Here is a 17,129-nt window from a genome sequence, read left to right on the forward strand (position 1 = left end):
ACGAGCAACAAACAGAAAATAAATCTTACGAGCCTAAGGATTTAGGCCAGGAACACAGCAACAAAGTTGTCGATTTCATAAATCGCAAAGCTGTATCGCCTAATGATGCATGCCCCGTATGCGGCAGTCCCAAAACACCGTAGCCCACACAGCTTATAAAATTGAAGCCCAACCCGCAGAAGGCGTGCCTTTTTCCGGTGTGCAAATGCCGCTATTCGCGACTGTTTGCTTCGACTGTGGCTTTGTTAGGCTTTTCAGCGAATTGATTGTCAATCATCTTATCAAACAGGAAGAGACATCAAATCCCGCTCCAACGGTCGGAGGGGTCAATGGCAATTGAACAAAATGGCGCTATGCAGATGCCATTTGGCGCTCAATTGACTGAGGTCACACTTTCACCACAGGCCCTCTGCCATTACATTACGGATGACGAATTAGAGAAACTGGGTGAGATGCGTAAAGAACCTGTGATGGAGATTTTCCTGTGCACAGTAGGTGCCTTCCTTGGCGCTTTAGTGCCGGCTCTTCAAGTGCTGTCACAATTTAAAGCCGATGCCACAAAGGTAGATGGTTGGGGTCTGATAACCTTGATGATTGGCGTGGCTACATTAGCCGTCTCAATAGTGTCGGGCCTATTGTGGTATCAAAGGTCAAAAACTCATAAATCGATGGTTGCAACCATTAGGGAACGTCCTCGGACGCCGGTTAAACTAGCTTATGACGGCGTTGCATGAAGCAAAAGCTAATCCGATGAAGAAATAGGGATATTAGCGGCGCGCTCCAGCCCATCTCACAGACCTTAAAGCGGGATACGGGTGACACATCCGCCAACCTCAGCGCCGAACCATAGTACTCCGCGCAATCTTCCCCACCAGCGGCCACATGCCCGCATAATTGCCGCGATGATAAGGCGAATCCTCGCCCAAGGCCGCAATCAACCGCGCATGCGCCTTGCCCAGCGCATGATAAGGCACGCTCGGCAATAGGTGGTGCAGCGCGTGATAGCGCAGCCCCACCGGAGCCCAAATCGCGGCCAGCGGCGAAGGCGGCGGCACATTCACCGAATCCAGATATTGCGCCGTCACCGTCATCGCATCCCCCTCATTCTCCCAAAGGTGCGCGACCAGCGTGCGCAGCTGGTTGATGACCGTCATGCCCGAATGCACGGCCATATAGACGAGCAAAGGCTTCCACCCAAAGGCAAACACGCTGCCGATGAGGGCGAGTGCGAACAGCGAAGCGCCCGCCTCCTGCCACAGCCAGCGGCGGCGGAACTCCCCTTCCGGCGCGCGACGGCGATAGGCCGGGTTGATGGAAAGCGCCGAAAACTCCGCGACGACCTTACGCCGCAGCGCGGGAATGAAGATGCTGAGCGGCGCCAACACGCCATAGCGCAGGATCAGACCCAGCGGCGCCAGCGTCGCGATCAGGATGAACAAAGGCAGCGACCACGGCTTCATCAGCGCCAGCGGCAGATATTCCGGATCGTTCGCCGTGCCATAGCGGGTGCGCGCATGATGCTGCGTATGCACTTCCTCATACATGAAGGACGGGATCATCAGCGGAATGCCGACCAGCAGGTTCCACCCCAGCCGGAAACCGGGAAGCGCGTCCTTGCGGATATGCGTCAGTTCATGGATGAAGCTCGCCGCGCGATAAAGCGCCAGCATCGCCACCAGTCCGCACAACAGGGCCAACGCCACATTGTCGGCGAGAATCGCCCCGGCAAGCGCCGCATAGCCGATCAGCGCCGACGCCAGCAGGTCCGGCCAGTAAATCCTCGGGTTCGCCACCGCAAATTCGCGCGACAGTTCCGCTGCGGCGCGCAGCATCGCGGCGTCATCCGGAATCGAGGCGCGCTTGACGGCCGCGCCCGCTATGATGGGATCATGCACAGTCATGCAGGCGCTCCTAAATGGTAAATGCGCTGAAATCGTGGCAGCGGCATGACAGTATCGCCTTGCTATGTCATCAGGCGTGCTCCGGATTGACAATCCCGTAACAAGCGCCGAACTGCTCCGGTCCTTTAGCGAAAGCTCTGCCGTGGCTCACTCGAATCTGCTAATAACCCCCGTCACTTCCAAGGCCGATCGCAAGGCGTTCGTGGACTTGCCATGGCGCTTGTACGCCAATGACCCCAACTGGGTCCCGCCGCTCAAGAGCGAAGTTTACGGGGTGATAGAGCCCAGCAAGAACCCCTATTTCGGCCATGCCGAGGCGCAATATTTCCTGGCCCGCCGCGATGGTCAGGTCGTCGGCCGCATCTCCGCCCATATCGATCATCTGGCGCTCGCCCAGCCGGTTGAACAGGGCATGGGTCCGGGCACCGGCAATTTCGGCTTTTTCGAAGCGGCGGACGCCGAAACAGGCAAGGCGCTGATCGAAGCGGCGGAAAGCTGGCTCCGCGCCAAGGGCATGACCCGCGTACTAGGCCCCATTTCCCTCTCCATCTGGGAAGAACCCGGCCTTTTGATTGAAGGCCATGACCATCCGCCCACGGTGATGATGGGCCACAACAGCCCCGCTTATCAGGCGATGATCGAGGGCGCGGGCTATCAGCCCGTCAAGCAGCTCAAGACGTACGAACTCGACATCACCAACCCCTTCCCGCCCCTCATCCAGCGGATCGTCTCCTCCGGCGAAAAGAGCGACCGCATCCGCATCCGCCAGGTCGACAAGTCAAAATTCGATGCCGAAGCGGCCATCCTGCTCGGCATCCTCAACGACGCCTGGGGCAAGAATTGGGGTTTCGTGCCCATCACCGACGCCGAAGTCGCCCACACCGGCAAGAAACTGAAGCCCATCGTGTTCGAAGACCTGATCATGATCGCCGAACTCGACGGCGAACCGGTCGCCTTCATGATGACCCTGCCCGACCTCAACGAAGCCACCGCGCCATTGAACGGCTCCCTCTTCCCCTTCGGCTGGGCAAAGCTGCTCTGGTGGCTGCGCAAGCCGCAAGTCCGCACCATGCGCGTACCGCTGATGGGCGTGGTCCAGCGGCTCCAATCATCCCGCCTCGCCAGCCAGCTTGCCTTCATGATGATCGAATATATCCGCCGCAACGCCGTCAGCCGCTATGGCGCAACGCGGGGTGAGCTCGGCTGGGTGCTCGACGACAATCAGGGGATGAACGCCATCGCAGATGCCATCGATGGCAAGGTGAACAAGATCTACCAGATCTACGAAAAGAACCTCGCCTGAAGGCCTAACCCGGCACCGCCACATCGATCGCGCCCGCGGCCACCTTCACCGTCGCGGGCGTCTTCGCGACCACCTCACCATCGACCGAAATGCGCTGCCTAGGCTGCGTCTCGATCCTAAAAGACTGGCCCCGAAATTCTTCCGTCTGCGCATCCCTGTCACGCAGCTTGAAGAATTTGGCGTACCAGTCCCACGCCAGCCTTGCATGGCTGCGACCCACAACCGCCTGAACCACGATCTCGCCGCTATCCACGTCGGCGCGATCGGACAGTTCGACCCCGCCATGATAGGAGCCATTCAATATCCGCACTTCCGTCGACCACATCCGCCGCTCGGCCTGGCCGTCATCGATCGTCAACCGGAACGCGCGGAACCCGACCGAACATTTCACCGCCCAGATCAGATAACCGATCCGCCCCAGATAGCGCTTCAACTTGTGCGGCACCGTCCTCCCGATCATCGGCGACAGCCCGAGCGAGGCCGCGTTGACGAAATAATCGTGGTCGATCATCCCCAGGTCGATACGTCGCCGCCTGCCCTGCGCGATGACCTGCACGGCACCGTCCAAATCCAGCGGAATGCCAAGCGTCCGCGCAAAGCTGTTGGCCGTGCCAAGTGGCAACACGCCAAAGACGCAATCCTTCCCCACCAGCTCATCCACCGTCCCGGACAAAGAGCCATCGCCGCCACCAACGATGACCATCGGCGCCCCGCTGTTCACCGCCTCGCGCACCGTCTCCTGCAACCGCGCCGGATCGCGCACGGCATGCGCGGCAATCAGGCGCACCCCTGCCGCCTCCAGCTTCTCCCGCGCCTGTTCGAAAAGCGCCTCCCCCTTCCGGCTGTGAACATTGACGATCAGCGCCGCCTCGCGCGGCAGGGAGTTCGTTTCCATGCCCCAACAACTCGCCAGAGCCCTATCGGCTCCTCACCGCAACAAATCCGCGTGAACAGTCGTTGGAAAGCCATGGCTCGCATCGCTCACCTGTCCGACATCCATTTCGGCGCCAACGATCCCAAAATAGTATCCGCCACCGAAGCCTGGCTGGAACGCAGCCAGCCCGACCTCGTCATCATCAGCGGCGATTTCACGCAGCGCGCCCGCGTCGATCAATTTCGCGCCGCCTCCGCCTGGCTCAATCGGCTACGCGGGGCGGGCATGCGCCTGCTCGTCATTCCGGGCAACCATGACGTGCCGCTTTATGACGTGATCCGCCGTTTCGCCGCCCCCCTGGATCGCTACAAACGCTATATCAGCAATGAACTTTGCCCCTGGTATGAGGATGAGAAGGTCGCGATCCTGGGTATCAACACGGCCCGTTCGCTGACGATCAAAGACGGACGCATCAACCATGAGCAGATGAAGATGATCGAAGAGCGCTTCGCCCCGGTCGCGCCGGAAAAGACGCGCATCCTCGTCACCCACCACCCCCTCTTTGCCATGCCCATCGGCAAAGGAGGCGAACTCAGCGAAGCCGTCGGCCGCCATGAGGACGCCGTCGAGGCGGTGACAGAAGCGGGTATCCACATCGCCCTCGCAGGCCATTTCCACCGCACCTATGCCGAAGCGGCGCAGAAGATGGTCGCAGACGCAGGCGGCGCGCTGGTGATCCAGGCTGGCACCGCGACATCGACCCGCCTGCGCAACGCCGAACCGCAAAGCTTCAACTGGCTACACGTCCACCGCAACGACCGGATCGAGTTGCAAGTCATCGTCTGGGACGGCGCGAGCTTCCAGCGCGGCAATCATGTCGAATATAGCCGGGACGCGGCCGGATGGCAGGCGCATGAACTGGCCGATCCGTCCGCCCGCCCCGGCATCCGCGTGGCGCAAGCCGCCCGCGCCTGATTACTCGCTCAGTTCAACCCAGGTCGGCGCATGGTCGCTCGCCTTTTCGCGCCCGCGAAAATCCTTGTCCACTTGCGCATCGATCAGGCGATCGGCCGCCGCCGGGCTCAGCAGCAGATGGTCGATCCGGAAACCGGCATCGCGCGGCCAGGCGTTCATCTGATAATCCCAATAGGTCCACACCCCACCAGCCGGGTGTCGGCTCGCAAGCGCGTCTGTCCACCCGTCGCCCAGCAAACGGCGGTAAGCGGCCCGGCTTTCCGGCTGCATCAACGCGTCGTCGGCCATGGCCTTGACTGAATAAACGTCCCGGTCGCACGGGATGACATTATAGTCGCCAGCAAGAATAGCAGGCACTTCCTCCGCCCAGATCTCCGCCGCCCGGTCGCGCAGACGCTTCATCCAGCGCAGCTTGTAATCGAATTTCGGCCCCGGCTGCGGATTGCCATTGGGCAGGTAGATGCTGGCCACCCGCACGCCCTTCACATCGGCTTCGATATAGCGGCTATGTTCGTCCTCCGGCTCGCCTTCTAGCCCCCGGCGTATCTCGACCGGCGTCTCCCCCCGCGCCAGGATGGCAACGCCGTTAAAGCCCTTCTGCCCGTGCCAAATCGCCCCATAGCCGACATCTTCAATGTCCTTCAGCGGGAATGTCTCGTCCGAGGTCTTGATTTCCTGAAGGCAGGCGACATCGGGCTGCGTCTCGCTCAGCCATTCCAGCAGGCGCGGCAATCGCGCCTTGATGCCGTTGATGTTGAAGGTCGCGATGCGCATGGGGCTATTCTCCTCCCGCGCATCCCTAAAGAGAATAGCCCCCCTTAGACAAGGGACAGACAGCCGGTGATTAGCGCTTGGTGGTGCAATTCTTCAGCACCGTTCGCCCTGAGCCTGTCGAAGGACTCTACTTCTCTTCAAGAAGAAGCGGGCTTCGACAAGCTCAGCCCGAACGGGTGAAAGCGTCAAAGGCGAACAAAAGCACAGCCCGTGATTAAATCGAAAAGCTCGACCCGCAGCCGCAACCAGCGGTGGCATTGGGATTCGTCACCTTGAACGCCGATCCGCCGAGGTCGGACACAAAATCGACGGCGGCGCCCCGCACCAGATCCAGGCTGACATCATCGACGACCAGCGTCACGCCATCCCGTTCGACCGCCACATCGTCCGCTTCCACCCCATCGGCAAGCCCAAAACGATATTGAAAGCCCGAACATCCGCCACCCTCGACCGCCAGCCGCAGGATAGCGGGCTTGCCCTGCTTGGCGGCAATCGCAGCCACGCGGGCAGCGGCGGAAGGGGTCAGGTCGATATCAGTCATGGCGCCTAGATAAGATCAAGCAAAAGGCCCGGCAACCCATCGGTGCCGAGCCTTTGCAAAGGATAAGCGGCGTAGCGCGGATTATTCCGCGTCATGCTCCTGCGCTTTCGTGGGGCCACCCATGGCGATAGGCGGTTTCGTGTTCATCGCTACGAGAACATCGGGACCAACAACGAACGGCATCGGGTTGATCGCCCGGCCTTCAACGCGAACTTCATAATGAAGGTGGCTGCCCGTGGAGCGGCCGGTAGAACCCATAAGGCCGATCAACTGGCCACGACGCACAAAGCTGTTGGGGGCCGCGATCAGCTTCGACATATGGCCATAACGGGTCTCAAGACCGCCGCCATGGGAAATCTGGACGAGATTGCCATAGCCGCTCGCCCATCCGGCGCGGTTCACAATGCCGTCTGCGGTCGCGTAGATCGGCGTGCCGACGGGTCCGGGAATATCAATGCCCTTGTGCATCCGGGCGCCGCCGTTGAACGGGTCGGAACGAACGCCAAAGTTGGATGTAAGCGACAGCCTTTCGACAGGCCGTCCGGTGGGGATATTGTTGCTGGCTGCCTTTACGCCGCCGTCCAGCCGCTGAAGGCTGGAGAAAATATTGGAAAAGCCAATATCTGCCGGGCCGAGCGCGCTGGTGTTGATTTCCGAAGCATCGCCATAAGGATCGTCGGCAATAGACTTGGCCTGTGCAGGCATTGCGGCGCACAATGCGCTCACCACGCCCATAGCCCCAATGGATTTACGCGCAGACAGGAACCATCGCGCGCTACGCGCATTATTCGAACGAAGAAACAACATGCCGACCCCGACTTATCCTCCGGAGGCTTTTTGAGCCTCTCGGCGCTCCCCGTGTTGACCAAATGCGACCTAAATCGCCACCCGCGTCATCAAAAGGACATTTCCCGCTTCATTGTGCAAGCGCGCCGTAAAAATCCAGCGTTAAACCGGCTTGTCGACGCGCCGAGTCGTTGAACGGCGGTTTCAACGACCCGCGAAAATGGCGTTTTACAAGGATTTGGTAATGATTTGCGGGGGTCAGCCCCTCTCGGTTCGCCGCATGACCAAACCATCTTGTCCCGGCGGCAACATGACTAATCTCATCCGTCATAATGCGGCGCAACATGCGCGCGGATGGCTCGTCCCCCACGCCTTCGAAACGCGCGATCGTGGCGGGCGTGATATCCAGCGCGCGGGCTTCCAGCACCATCGGAACGATGGCGAGCCGCGCCATGGCATCCCCTGCGGTTTCGGTAGCGGCCTGCCACAGCCCGTCATGGGCAGGCAATTGGCCGTAAAAGCTGCCCAGTTGCCGCAGACGCCGGTCCAGCAATGCGAAATGCATCGCCTCTTCCGCGCCCACCTGCATCCAGTCATCGACGAAGGCTTGCGGAAACTCCCTCCCGAACCGGCCAATCAGGTCGAAGGCAAGGTCGATCGCGACAAACTCGATATGCGCCAGGGCATGCAGCATGGCGATCCGCGACCGGTCGGAACCGATCTTGCCGCGTTTGGGCATCTGATTGGCTGGCAGCAGGGCGGGAGCGTCGGGCCGAGCAGGCGTGTCCGGCATCGCGGCGTCGAACTGGTGCGCCAATCGGCCCTGCCTCCAGGCGCGGGCCACCGCGCGCGCCGCCATCAGCTTGTCCCGTGGCTCCGGCGTCATCAGCACATGAGCGCAGGCCCGTCCCACGCTCTCAATCTCGACCGGCAAATTCAAAGCGCCTTCACGGCCTCCAGCACTTCGGCAGCATGGCCCTTCACCTTCACCTTGGGCCAGACGCGCATAATCTTGCCCGTTCCGTCGGCAAGGAAGGTCGCCCGCTCAATCCCCATATATTTCCGGCCATAGAGCGACTTTTCGACCCAAGTGCCGAACGCCTCGCACGCCTCGCCCGGCTCGTCGGACGCGAGCGTCACGTTCAGGCCGTATTTGTCCGCGAATTTCTTGAGCTTTGCGGGCTTGTCCTTGGAAATGCCGACCACCGGCACGCCCAATGCCGCATATTCGCCAGCCATTTCGGTGAAGTCCTTGGCCTCATTGGTGCAGCCGGGCGTATCAGCCTTAGGGTAGAAATAGACGACGACCGGCTTCCCCTTGAACCGATCCAATGTGAAGTCGGCGCCGTCGGCATCCTTCAACGTCACGCTCGGCAGGGCATCACCGGCTTCCAGCATCTTCTTCCTCCGAATAGGGCGCGGACAGCGCTGCCCAGGCATCGCTCACCCTTTGCCGAGCCTGCGCATAGCTTTCAAGCAGCGCGTCCCAGCTTTCCACGCCGCACGCCCGCGCAACGACGGGCCGGGTGGCCTCTGGCGGCTCGGTCGATTTGGGCGAAACCAGCCGCGACACGATCAGAAAGCGCGTGATCAGATCATGCGCATCGATCAGATCGGCTGGAAGATGCCCCGCCTCGACCAGCTCATCCAAAGCGGCGCGCAAGTCAGGACTGAACGCCATTTCATGCTTGAACTGCGACACATGGATCAGGAACTCCAGATCGACCAAGCCTCCCGGCACCAGCTTCACGTCCAACTCGCTGGCGGGCGGTTTGTGCGCGGCGATATCCCGGCGCATCTTCACCGCCTGATGCGCCAGTTCCGGGAAATCGCGCGGCCGTTCCAAAGTCTCGGCCAATATCGCGCTCAACGCCGCCCGGCCGCTGTCCGACCCGAAAATGGGCCGCGCGCGCGTCAGCGCCAGATGTTCCCAGGTCCACGCTTCCTCGCGCTGATATTTGGCAAAGCTGTCCAGACTGACCGCCAGCAACCCCTGCGCGCCCGAAGGCCGCAACCGCGTATCCACCTCATACAGCGGCCCCGCCGCTGTCTGCACCGATAACGCATTGGTTATGCGTTGCCCCAACCGGTTGAAATACTGCGTAGCCCCCAACGGCTTTCTTCCATCGGATTCCTTCATGAAATCGCCGGAAAAAAGAAAAACCAGATCCAGATCCGAAGCATGCGTCAAAACGCCGCCGCCCAGTCGGCCAAGCGCAAGGATAAGCATCTCGCCACCCTGCACCCGCCCATGCACCGCCTCAAATTCCCGGACGGTCGCGCTCGCCAACGCCTCGATCGCCGCCTCCACTACCCGCGAATAGCCTCGCCCCGCCTCCAGCGGGTCACCGCCGCGAATGATCTGCGCACCCAGCGCAAAGCGCCGATCATTGACGCGCTGCCGCACCCGGTCGAGCAGCGCCTGATAATCCTCACCCGCTTCCAGCTGCGCGAACTGTGCGGCCAATTGCTCCACGGCAGGCGGCGGATCAAAAGCGGACGTATCGATAAGCCCGTCGAGCAGTTCGGCGCGCCTTCCCAATGCATCCGCCAGCGTCGGCGCATGACTGAGCAACTCCGCCATCAGCTCTGCAAGCCCCGGCCGCGCGGCAAGCAGCTTGAAGAAGTTGATAGCGCTCGGCAACCTGCCGATCAGGTCGTCAAGGCGGTTCAGCGCCCGTACCGGATCGGGCGCCGCCGCTAACGTACGCATCAATCCCGGCAGCAAATCTTCCAGCGCCTCCCGCGAAGCCGTGCTGCGCAACGCCCTGATGCTGCCCGTGCGCCAGCGAGCGATCCGTGCAACCGGAGCCTGCGGATCGACAAAGCCCATTTCCGCCAGCTGCGCCGCCAGCCGGTCTTCGTCATGCGATAGCGACTCTGATTTTTCAGCAGGTGTCAGCTGATCGTAATTGCCCCCCACCCATTCCACCTTCGGGCGCAGCAGTTCGATCAAGTCCCTGCCATTCTCCAAACCATGAAGCCGCGCGACATTGTCCATCGCTTCGGCGGTCTTGGGCAGCTCATGCGTTTGCCGATCCTCGACCATCTGCAATCGATGCTCGATCGTGCGGAACAGCACATAGGCTTCGTCCAGCTTGCGCGACACTTCCGGATCGAAAACCCCTGCCGCCGCCAAGGCTTTCAGCGCCTCCCGCGTATTGCCTGAGCGCAGCGCCGGGTCCCGCCCACCATGGATCAATTGGTGAGTCTGCGCGAAAAATTCGACTTCCCGAATGCCGCCACGTCCCCGTTTCAGGTCATAGCCCGGCCCGAAAGCCTGACCCTGCGCATAATGGTCGCGGATTCGTCGCGATATGTCAGTGATCGCGTCGATCGCACCGAAATCCAGGCTGCGCCTCCAGACGAACGGACGAATCTGCTGCATGAAATAATCGCCCAGGCCAAGGTCGCCTGCCGCAGGGCGTGCGCGGACAAAAGCGGCCTGCTCCCACCCCATCGCCGTCGATTCATAATAGCCGATCGCCGCCTCGACAGGCAGCGCAATGGGCGTGGCTTCGGGAGAGGGACGCAGCCGTAAATCGACGCGAAAGACGTAACCATCGCCGTCCCGCGCATTCAAAAGCTCGCTCACCCGCCTGCCGATCCGTACCGCCGCATCAGCCGTGTCCTCCCGCTCCCCATGCGGCAGGGTCGCCGGGTCATAGAGAAGGATGGGGTCGATATCGGATGAGTAATTCAGCTCGCGGCTGCCATGCTTGCCCAATGCCAGCACGACAAATCCCCTCGGCTCCACGCCCGGATACCGCTCGGCAAAGGTGGCGCGCAGTGCTTCTTCCAAAGCCTGGTCAGCAAAATCCGACAAGGTACGCGTCACCCGATCCAGGTCCCAGGCGCCCGACAGATCCGCCGCCGCCGTAACCAGCGACAATGCGCCCTTCCGCCGCCGCAGCGATCTGGCGATTCCCTCATCCGCTCCGGACACGTCGTGTGCGGCCTTGAGCGCAGCCTCAACATCTCCGGCCGTCAACAGGTCGACCACTTCCGGAAACCTGTCCATCTGTCTGGCGAGGAAAGGCGAATGCCCACGCATCCGCGCCAACGCCGCCGTCCAGTCCACCACCGCAATCTCTCCTGTCATACCGCCGCTATCGCCCGAGCCTCAAATGAATGCCAGAAACTTTTCCCGTTGCCGCCCGTTGTAGAAACATGGAAATGCAGCGTAAATCAGTGAGCCGATCTGGCAACGGGCGGAAGACCACTGATCGCAAATTCCTGACGGTTGGCGCGCCTCAGCCCTATGAAGGCATCGGCAATGCGTTGCAGTCTACCTTCCGCGCCAAGCGCGATAGCTTGCCATCGGATATGATGGACCTGCTGAAAAAACTGGACCGTCATTAAACCGGCTGCGCAGGATTTTATTTACCGAAAGCCCCTAGAATCAGCGCGTCTTTGGTTCAGGATGTGCCTGCATGCTCTACAAGGCTTTCGCCGCCATCACGTTGGTCAGCGCCCCAATAATCGTTCTGTTGGTTCAAGGCATCACGCCCCACCCGTCGGCGACGCCTTCATCCCCGGTGGCTCAGCCCCTGGTCCAACAGCCTGCGTTCCAACCGCCATTGCCCGCGCAGCAACCCGCCGTAGCGCCAATGACGATGGAGCCGACACCTCCTGCCATATCCTTTGGCCAGCCCATGCCGGAAGCGGGCAAGCCCTTCCTCGCGCCAGGCAACGGCCTCCCCGGTGAACCGTCGGGCGGGGCAGGCGAAGCCGGCAACAGCGATGCCGCAACAAGTTCGGAAGCCCACCCCCTCTGACAGTTGAAAGCGCTTTTTAGCGCGCCACTCCGGCAAAAGTATCGCATTGCGCCGGGTCCCCGCTGTCCAGCCCCTTGCGCAGCCAGGTCATCCGCTGCTCGCTTGACCCATGGGTAAAGCTTTCCGGCACGGGACGCCGTCCCGCCGCCTTTTGCAATGTGTCATCGCCAATGGATTGCGCGGCGGTCATGCCTTCTTCCAAGTCGCCTGCTTCCATCAGCCCCGTGCGTTTCGCCCACACGCCTGCATAGCAATCCGCCTGCAACTCGACGCGCACTTGCAGGGCATTGCCTTGCTCTTCGCCCACACTGCGCTGACGCTGTTGCACCTGCCCCAAAGTGCCTTCCAGATCCTGCACATGATGCCCAACCTCATGGGCGATCACATAGGCCTGGGCAAAGTCACCCGGCGCGCCGAAGCGCTGGCGTAGTTCATTGAAAAAATCGGTATCCAGATACACCTTTTTGTCATTGGGGCAGTAAAAGGGACCCATTGCACTTTGCGCGGCGCCGCAGCCCGACGCGCCAGCCTGCGAGTAAAAGGACAGGACTGTCGGCTGATATTGCTGCCCCGATTGCTGGAAAATCTGGCCCCACACCTTCTCCGTCGATCCCAGGACCTTCAAAGACCAATGCTGAATTTCCGACAATTTCTGCGGATCACGACTGACGGACACATCCTGCTGCACGCCGCCCCCGCCACCAACCAAGCTCAGTGGATTAACCCCCATCACCATCAGGATGATGAGCGCGACGACGATCCCGCCGCAACCAAAACGGCTGCCGATGAATGGCAACAGCATGCCAAGGCCACCGCCCAGCCCGCCGCCAAAGCCGCCACGGCCGCTTTGCACCTCGAAATTGGAGCTTTCCCGTTCGTCGTCCAGCCGCATGACGCCCTCTCTTTCATCCCATGCCTATCCGATCAGCGTGAAGGTTGGAACGGCTGCGATATGGAGTTGGTTGCTTTCAGCTTATCGGATTGTTGCAGCACATTAAGTTGGCACCCGCGAGCTAGTCGTTATATTGCACTGCGACATGGCCGATATCGATCCTTCCATTCCGCGCCGGGCGAGCACGCCGCTCCCCTTGCCCCACGATGTTGCGCTGTTGCTTCAGGGCGGCGGCGCCCTTGGGTCTTTCCAGGCCGGGGTTTATCAGCGTCTTGATGAACTTGGCATCGACGTCAGCTGGGTCGCGGGCATTTCGATCGGCGCTGTCAATGCTGCGATCATAGCAGGCAATCCGCCGCACCGCCGCATCAGCAGGATGAAGAAATTCTGGCTGACAGTTTCCGGCGGCCTTCCCAATATCGTCCTGCCCGAAATCGATCATATTCGGGAGGCCGCACATCTCATGGCAGCGGGAGCCGTTGCCACCTTCGGCGTGCCCGGCATGTTCCGCCCGCGCCTCTGGCCTTCCGTGATGATGCCCGAAGGCACGCCGGGAGCCATCAGTTTCTATGACAGCGCGCCTCTTAAGGAAACGCTCGACGCCTGTGTGGATTGGGACCTGCTGAATGACGGCCCTGTCCGCCTTTCGGTCGGAGCGGTGGATGTAGAAAGCGGCAACTTCGCCTATTGGGACACGCGAGGCCCCGACGGGCGGACCCGCATCGACGCGCGCCACATCATGGCTTCGGGTGCGCTTCCCCCCGGCTTGCCCCCGGTGGAAATAGACGGGCGGCATTATTGGGACGGCGGCCTCGTTTCCAACACGCCCCTGGCTCACGTGCTGGAACATCAAAATGACGACATGCTCGTCTTTCAGGTCGATCTTTTCCCGGCCGAAGGTCCGATGCCGCGCCAGATGACGGACGTTTATTCCCGCGCCAAGGACATTCAATATTCCAGCCGGACGCGTCAGGTCACCGATCAATATCTACGCCTGCGCCGCGAGCATAAGGCGATCAAGGCGCTGCTCGACAAACTGCCGCCAGACCTCAAGGACGATGCCGACGCCCTGCGCCTCAGGGAATATCTCGACCGTGGCTCGGTCAACATCGTCCACCTCATCTACCGCAGTCGCGCTTGGGAAAGTGGCGCCCGCGACTTTGAATTTTCCCGTTCCACCATGCTGGACCATTGGAGCCAAGGCCGCGACGCCGTGGAAGAGGTGATGCACAAGGGCGACCTTATCGCCCGCAACATCACGAACGGCAAAAGCGCCACCTTCGACCTCCAGGCCCCCGATACTCTCAAGGAGAAGAACGCATGACCAAGACCCTCGCCGGAAAGACAGCGCTGATCACGGGCTCCACCTCCGGCATCGGCCTTGCTTATGCAAAGACGCTTGCGGCCGAGGGCGCGAACATCATCATCAACGGCTTTGGCGACAGCGCAGCGATCGAACAGGAACGGCAGGCGCTAGAACAGGCGAGCGGCGCCAAGGCGCTCTACAGCGGGCACGACCTGACCAAAGCCGCCGAGATCGAAGCGATGATGCAGGAAGCGGCCAGCATCTTCGGCGGCGTCGATATCCTCATCAACAATGCGGGCATGCAGCATGTCGCCCCGGTCGAGGATTTCCCGGTCGACAAATGGGACCTCATCATCGCGCTGAATTTGACCAGCGCCTTCCACACGTCCCGCCTCGCCATTCCTTACATGAAGTCGAAAAAGTGGGGCCGTATCATCCAGACGGCCAGCGCTCATTCGCTGACGGCATCCCCCTTCAAAAGCGCCTATGTCACCGCCAAGCACGGCCTTGCCGGCTTCACCAAGACGCTCGCGCTGGAACTCGCCACGTTCGGTATCACCGCCAACTGTATCTCACCTGGCTATGTCTGGACTCCCCTGGTCGAGAACCAGATTCCCGACACGATGAAAGCGCGCAACATGACGCGCGAGCAGGTGATGAATGATGTGCTGCTCGCTGGACAGCCGACCAAGCAATTCGTGACCGTGGATCAGGTTGCGGCGATGGCGCTCTTCCTGTGCAGTGATGCGGCGGCCAATATTACGGGGGCCAACATGAATATCGACGGCGGCTGGACTGCCCAATAAGAGCCGTTGCAATTTTGCCACGCTGTTGAACCAATTGTTTTCCGTGGGGAAACCATAGGCGGCTGCTCCCGTTACTCCCAGGCATCTGATGAACAAGGCTCAAGGGAGTAGCCAAATATGAAGAAGTATCTTTTCGCAGCCGCGATGCTCGCGGCGCTGCCTTCGCTCGCCCACGCTCAGGAAGAAACCGCACCTGACGGCACTGAAGCATTCGGCGTTGAACCCTATGTCGGCATCCTCGGCGGCTGGCACAGCTTTGACCGCCGTTCGGAGTTCGGCAGCGTTCCCGGCGAAACCATCATGAGCGGCGCGATCGTTAGCGGCGTCGCCGGTGTCAACGTTCCCCTCGGCCCCGTCTTCGTCGGCGTCGAAGGCAACGCGACCAAAGGCTGGGCTGACATCGACTGGGAATATGGCGTGAAGGGCCGCTTCGGCGCGCGCGCTGGTGAAAGCGGCATGATCTTCGCATCGGCCGGTTACCAGTGGGTCAACGGCAAGCAGGGCTGGCCGAACCGCAAGGACTGGATGTACGGCGTCGGTGTCGAAGTCGGCCCGAAGGACATCGGCCTTGGTGGGATCACCGGCAACAGCGGCATTCGCCTCCGCTTCCAGACCGAAACCTATGATTTCGACAGCTTCCGTCCGACCGCGGGTGTGATCTTCCACTTCTGATCCCGTCGCGACAGACCATGACAGGCGCTCGTCCTTCAATGGACGGGCGCCTTTTCATATCTGCCACTTTCCTTGCGCCGCCAAATCTTCCTATGCTCCCTCCAACAGGGAGAATAGCCGATGCGTCACGCGTTCAAGCTCATCATGGCCGCCGCCACTCTTTCGTCTGCCGCCACGGCACAGACCGGTGCCGCGCCTGCTCCTGCATCCCCAGTTCCACAGGCTCAGGGGATAGCCGCCCAGATCGATCGCGACATGAGCGACCTCATGACGCTTTACCGCGAACTCCATGCCCATCCCGAACTGTCGGAGCAGGAAACGGCGACCGCCGCAAAGCTCGCGCGCCGCCTCAAGGCGATGACGTTCGACGTGACCGAAAAGGTGGGCGGCACCGGCGTCGTCGCGGTCATGAAGAATGGCGCAGGACCTGTCCTCCTGATGCGCGCGGATATGGATGGTCTGCCGGTTACGGAGCAGACCGGCCTCCCCTTCGCCTCCAAAGTTCGCACCAAGACGCCGGACGGCATCGAAACGGGCGTCATGCACGCCTGCGGCCACGACACGCACATGACCGCCTTCATCGAAACAGCCCAACTCCTGTCATCGAGGAAGGACAGCTGGCGCGGCACGCTGGTCATGATCCTCCAGCCAGCCGAGGAAGTCGGTCGAGGCGCGCGCATGATGCTGGACGATGGTCTCTACACCCGCTTCCCCCGTCCCACGCATGCCATCGCCTTCCATGACGCCGCCAATCTTCCGGCGGGCACGATCGGCTATACCCCCGGCTATGCCCTCGCCAATGTAGACAGCGTGGATATAGTCGTTCGAGGCACGGGCGGTCATGGCGCCTATCCTCAAACGACAAAAGACCCCATAGTGCTGGGCGCCCGCATCGTCGGCGCTCTTCAGACGCTCATCAGCCGTGAACAGGACCCGCTGGACCCCGCAGTCGTCACGGTCGGCAGCTTCGTCGGCGGCGCCAAGCATAATATCATCCCCGACGAGGCGAAGCTGCTTCTCACCGTCCGCACCTATTCCGATGAGAGCCGCGAACGCCTGATCCATGGCATCGAGCGCATCACCCGTGGGGAGGCAATCGCTGCGGGCATTCCCGAAGATCGAATGCCGATTGTCTCGGTAAAGGATGAATTCACGCCCGCCGCCTACAATCCGCCCGCCTTTGCCAACGACATGGCCGGACTGCTCAAAGCGCATTTCCCCGAAGGACGCGTCATCGAAACGAAGCCATCTATGGGCGGCGAGGATTTCGGCCGCTATTACCGGGCTGACAAAAGCATCAAAAGCTTCATCTTCTGGGTTGGAGGGGTCCCCGCTGATCAAATGGCAAAAGCCGCCGCGGGCCAGCTAACCCTTCCCTCCCTTCACAGCCCCTTCTGGGCGCCGGAGGCCGATAAGGTCATCGCCACGGCAAGCGAGGCCATGACGGTACTCGCGTTGAACATATTGAAGCGGTAAGCCGCAGCGATCCCACGGTTCCCCCTGTTTCAACAGGATTCATGA

General features: G+C 61.1%; 18 protein-coding genes. 9 read left to right on the top strand and 9 right to left on the bottom strand.

Translation table 11 applies throughout. The features are described 5' to 3' along the window. Positions 1 to 329: 329 nt before the first annotated feature. Positions 330 to 734 carry a hypothetical protein gene (locus tag ACZ5U1_RS06985; protein WP_464777770.1) on the top strand — a complete coding sequence of 135 codons (405 nt, stop codon included), beginning with the start codon at positions 330 to 332 and terminating at the stop codon, positions 732 to 734. 99 nt (positions 735 to 833) lie between these two features. On the opposite strand, the gene ACZ5U1_RS06990 is transcribed toward ACZ5U1_RS06985, so the two are convergent. Next, positions 834 to 1,901 carry a fatty acid desaturase family protein gene (locus ACZ5U1_RS06990; RefSeq protein ID WP_464777771.1) on the bottom strand — a complete coding sequence of 356 codons (1,068 nt, stop codon included), beginning with the start codon at positions 1,899 to 1,901 and terminating at the stop codon, positions 834 to 836. 142 nt (positions 1,902 to 2,043) lie between these two features. Between ACZ5U1_RS06990 and ACZ5U1_RS06995 the strand changes: the two genes are divergently transcribed. Then, positions 2,044 to 3,204 carry a GNAT family N-acetyltransferase gene (locus tag ACZ5U1_RS06995; RefSeq protein ID WP_464777772.1) on the top strand — a complete coding sequence of 387 codons (1,161 nt, stop codon included), beginning with the start codon at positions 2,044 to 2,046 and terminating at the stop codon, positions 3,202 to 3,204. Between the two features lie 4 nt (positions 3,205 to 3,208). On the opposite strand, the gene ACZ5U1_RS07000 is transcribed toward ACZ5U1_RS06995, so the two are convergent. Further along, complete coding sequence (locus ACZ5U1_RS07000) at positions 3,209 to 4,099, bottom strand: diacylglycerol/lipid kinase family protein (RefSeq protein ID WP_464777773.1); 891 nt, start codon at positions 4,097 to 4,099, stop codon at positions 3,209 to 3,211. 72 nt (positions 4,100 to 4,171) lie between these two features. On the opposite strand from ACZ5U1_RS07000, the gene ACZ5U1_RS07005 reads away from it, so the two are divergent. After that, positions 4,172 to 5,053 (top strand): metallophosphoesterase family protein, encoded by an 882-nt coding sequence (locus ACZ5U1_RS07005; RefSeq protein WP_464777774.1) that lies wholly within the window; start codon positions 4,172 to 4,174, stop codon positions 5,051 to 5,053. Here the strand turns inward: ACZ5U1_RS07005 and xth are convergent, their stop codons facing one another. From xth to ACZ5U1_RS07035, 6 genes are all read right to left on the bottom strand, one after another. Next, entirely contained in the window at positions 5,054 to 5,827 is a 774-nt protein-coding gene (gene xth, locus ACZ5U1_RS07010; protein WP_464777775.1) for an exodeoxyribonuclease III, read from the bottom strand. Between the two features lie 214 nt (positions 5,828 to 6,041). Beyond that, a complete protein-coding gene (erpA, locus tag ACZ5U1_RS07015) occupies positions 6,042 to 6,368 on the bottom strand; it encodes an iron-sulfur cluster insertion protein ErpA (RefSeq protein WP_464777776.1) in 327 nt (108 codons plus the stop codon). Between the two features lie 81 nt (positions 6,369 to 6,449). After that, positions 6,450 to 7,175, bottom strand: a complete 726-nt coding sequence (locus tag ACZ5U1_RS07020) for a M23 family metallopeptidase (RefSeq protein ID WP_464777777.1) — start codon at positions 7,173 to 7,175, stop codon at positions 6,450 to 6,452. Positions 7,176 to 7,284: 109 nt separating this feature from the next. Then, entirely contained in the window at positions 7,285 to 8,094 is an 810-nt protein-coding gene (locus tag ACZ5U1_RS07025) for a ferritin-like domain-containing protein (RefSeq protein ID WP_464777778.1), read from the bottom strand. Next, positions 8,091 to 8,552, bottom strand: a complete 462-nt coding sequence (bcp, locus tag ACZ5U1_RS07030) for a thioredoxin-dependent thiol peroxidase (protein ID WP_464777779.1) — start codon at positions 8,550 to 8,552, stop codon at positions 8,091 to 8,093. The genes ACZ5U1_RS07025 and bcp overlap by 4 nt, the downstream gene beginning before the upstream one ends. Next, complete coding sequence (locus ACZ5U1_RS07035; RefSeq protein ID WP_464777780.1) at positions 8,536 to 11,256, bottom strand: bifunctional [glutamine synthetase] adenylyltransferase/[glutamine synthetase]-adenylyl-L-tyrosine phosphorylase; 2,721 nt, start codon at positions 11,254 to 11,256, stop codon at positions 8,536 to 8,538. Before ACZ5U1_RS07035 ends, bcp begins: the two co-directional genes overlap by 17 nt. A 74-nt stretch (positions 11,257 to 11,330) precedes the next feature. Between ACZ5U1_RS07035 and ACZ5U1_RS07040 the strand changes: the two genes are divergently transcribed. Both ACZ5U1_RS07040 and ACZ5U1_RS07045 read left to right on the top strand, forming a co-directional pair. Then, positions 11,331 to 11,516, top strand: coding sequence for a hypothetical protein (locus tag ACZ5U1_RS07040; RefSeq protein ID WP_464777781.1), 186 nt, complete (start codon positions 11,331 to 11,333; stop codon positions 11,514 to 11,516). A gap of 71 nt (positions 11,517 to 11,587) precedes the next feature. Continuing rightward, on the top strand, positions 11,588 to 11,932 hold the full coding sequence (locus ACZ5U1_RS07045) for a hypothetical protein (protein ID WP_464777782.1): 345 nt from the start codon (positions 11,588 to 11,590) through the stop codon (positions 11,930 to 11,932). A 16-nt stretch (positions 11,933 to 11,948) separates the two neighbouring features. On the opposite strand, the gene ypfJ is transcribed toward ACZ5U1_RS07045, so the two are convergent. Then, the gene (gene ypfJ, locus ACZ5U1_RS07050; RefSeq protein WP_464777783.1) at positions 11,949 to 12,824 is read right to left on the bottom strand and encodes a KPN_02809 family neutral zinc metallopeptidase; all 876 of its coding nucleotides are present in this window, start codon (positions 12,822 to 12,824) and stop codon (positions 11,949 to 11,951) included. A gap of 145 nt (positions 12,825 to 12,969) precedes the next feature. Here ypfJ and ACZ5U1_RS07055 point away from each other — a divergent pair, with 145 nt between their 5' ends. From ACZ5U1_RS07055 to ACZ5U1_RS07070, 4 genes are all read left to right on the top strand, one after another. Further along, positions 12,970 to 14,148, top strand: a complete 1,179-nt coding sequence (locus ACZ5U1_RS07055) for a patatin-like phospholipase family protein (protein ID WP_196224133.1) — start codon at positions 12,970 to 12,972, stop codon at positions 14,146 to 14,148. After that, a complete protein-coding gene (locus tag ACZ5U1_RS07060) occupies positions 14,145 to 14,936 on the top strand; it encodes a 3-hydroxybutyrate dehydrogenase (RefSeq protein WP_464777784.1) in 792 nt (263 codons plus the stop codon). The genes ACZ5U1_RS07055 and ACZ5U1_RS07060 overlap by 4 nt, the downstream gene beginning before the upstream one ends. Before the next feature lie 117 nt (positions 14,937 to 15,053). Then, positions 15,054 to 15,608, top strand: coding sequence for an opacity protein (locus ACZ5U1_RS07065; protein WP_196224135.1), 555 nt, complete (start codon positions 15,054 to 15,056; stop codon positions 15,606 to 15,608). Positions 15,609 to 15,728: 120 nt separating this feature from the next. Beyond that, positions 15,729 to 17,084 carry an amidohydrolase gene (locus ACZ5U1_RS07070; RefSeq protein ID WP_464777785.1) on the top strand — a complete coding sequence of 452 codons (1,356 nt, stop codon included), beginning with the start codon at positions 15,729 to 15,731 and terminating at the stop codon, positions 17,082 to 17,084. The last annotated feature ends 45 nt before the right edge of the window (positions 17,085 to 17,129 follow it).

It is taken from the genome of Sphingobium sp. TomTYG72, from assembly GCF_055394715.1.

Excerpts from the sequence above, each read along its gene's own strand:
- ACZ5U1_RS06985 (WP_464777770.1), top strand. The coding sequence starts at position 330 with ATGGCAATTGAACAAAATGGCGCTATGCAGATGCCATTTGGCGCTCAA.
- ACZ5U1_RS06990 (WP_464777771.1), bottom strand. The coding sequence starts at position 1,901 with ATGACTGTGCATGATCCCATCATAGCGGGCGCGGCCGTCAAGCGCGCC.
- ACZ5U1_RS07000 (WP_464777773.1), bottom strand. The coding sequence starts at position 4,099 with ATGGAAACGAACTCCCTGCCGCGCGAGGCGGCGCTGATCGTCAATGTT.
- ACZ5U1_RS07005 (WP_464777774.1), top strand. The coding sequence starts at position 4,172 with ATGGCTCGCATCGCTCACCTGTCCGACATCCATTTCGGCGCCAACGAT.
- xth (WP_464777775.1), bottom strand. The coding sequence starts at position 5,827 with ATGCGCATCGCGACCTTCAACATCAACGGCATCAAGGCGCGATTGCCG.
- erpA (WP_464777776.1), bottom strand. The coding sequence starts at position 6,368 with ATGACTGATATCGACCTGACCCCTTCCGCCGCTGCCCGCGTGGCTGCG.
- ACZ5U1_RS07020 (WP_464777777.1), bottom strand. The coding sequence starts at position 7,175 with ATGTTGTTTCTTCGTTCGAATAATGCGCGTAGCGCGCGATGGTTCCTG.
- bcp (WP_464777779.1), bottom strand. The coding sequence starts at position 8,552 with ATGCTGGAAGCCGGTGATGCCCTGCCGAGCGTGACGTTGAAGGATGCC.
- ACZ5U1_RS07035 (WP_464777780.1), bottom strand. The coding sequence starts at position 11,256 with ATGACAGGAGAGATTGCGGTGGTGGACTGGACGGCGGCGTTGGCGCGG.
- ACZ5U1_RS07040 (WP_464777781.1), top strand. The coding sequence starts at position 11,331 with ATGCAGCGTAAATCAGTGAGCCGATCTGGCAACGGGCGGAAGACCACT.
- ACZ5U1_RS07045 (WP_464777782.1), top strand. The coding sequence starts at position 11,588 with ATGCTCTACAAGGCTTTCGCCGCCATCACGTTGGTCAGCGCCCCAATA.
- ypfJ (WP_464777783.1), bottom strand. The coding sequence starts at position 12,824 with ATGCGGCTGGACGACGAACGGGAAAGCTCCAATTTCGAGGTGCAAAGC.
- ACZ5U1_RS07055 (WP_196224133.1), top strand. The coding sequence starts at position 12,970 with ATGGCCGATATCGATCCTTCCATTCCGCGCCGGGCGAGCACGCCGCTC.
- ACZ5U1_RS07060 (WP_464777784.1), top strand. The coding sequence starts at position 14,145 with ATGACCAAGACCCTCGCCGGAAAGACAGCGCTGATCACGGGCTCCACC.
- ACZ5U1_RS07065 (WP_196224135.1), top strand. The coding sequence starts at position 15,054 with ATGAAGAAGTATCTTTTCGCAGCCGCGATGCTCGCGGCGCTGCCTTCG.
- ACZ5U1_RS07070 (WP_464777785.1), top strand. The coding sequence starts at position 15,729 with ATGCGTCACGCGTTCAAGCTCATCATGGCCGCCGCCACTCTTTCGTCT.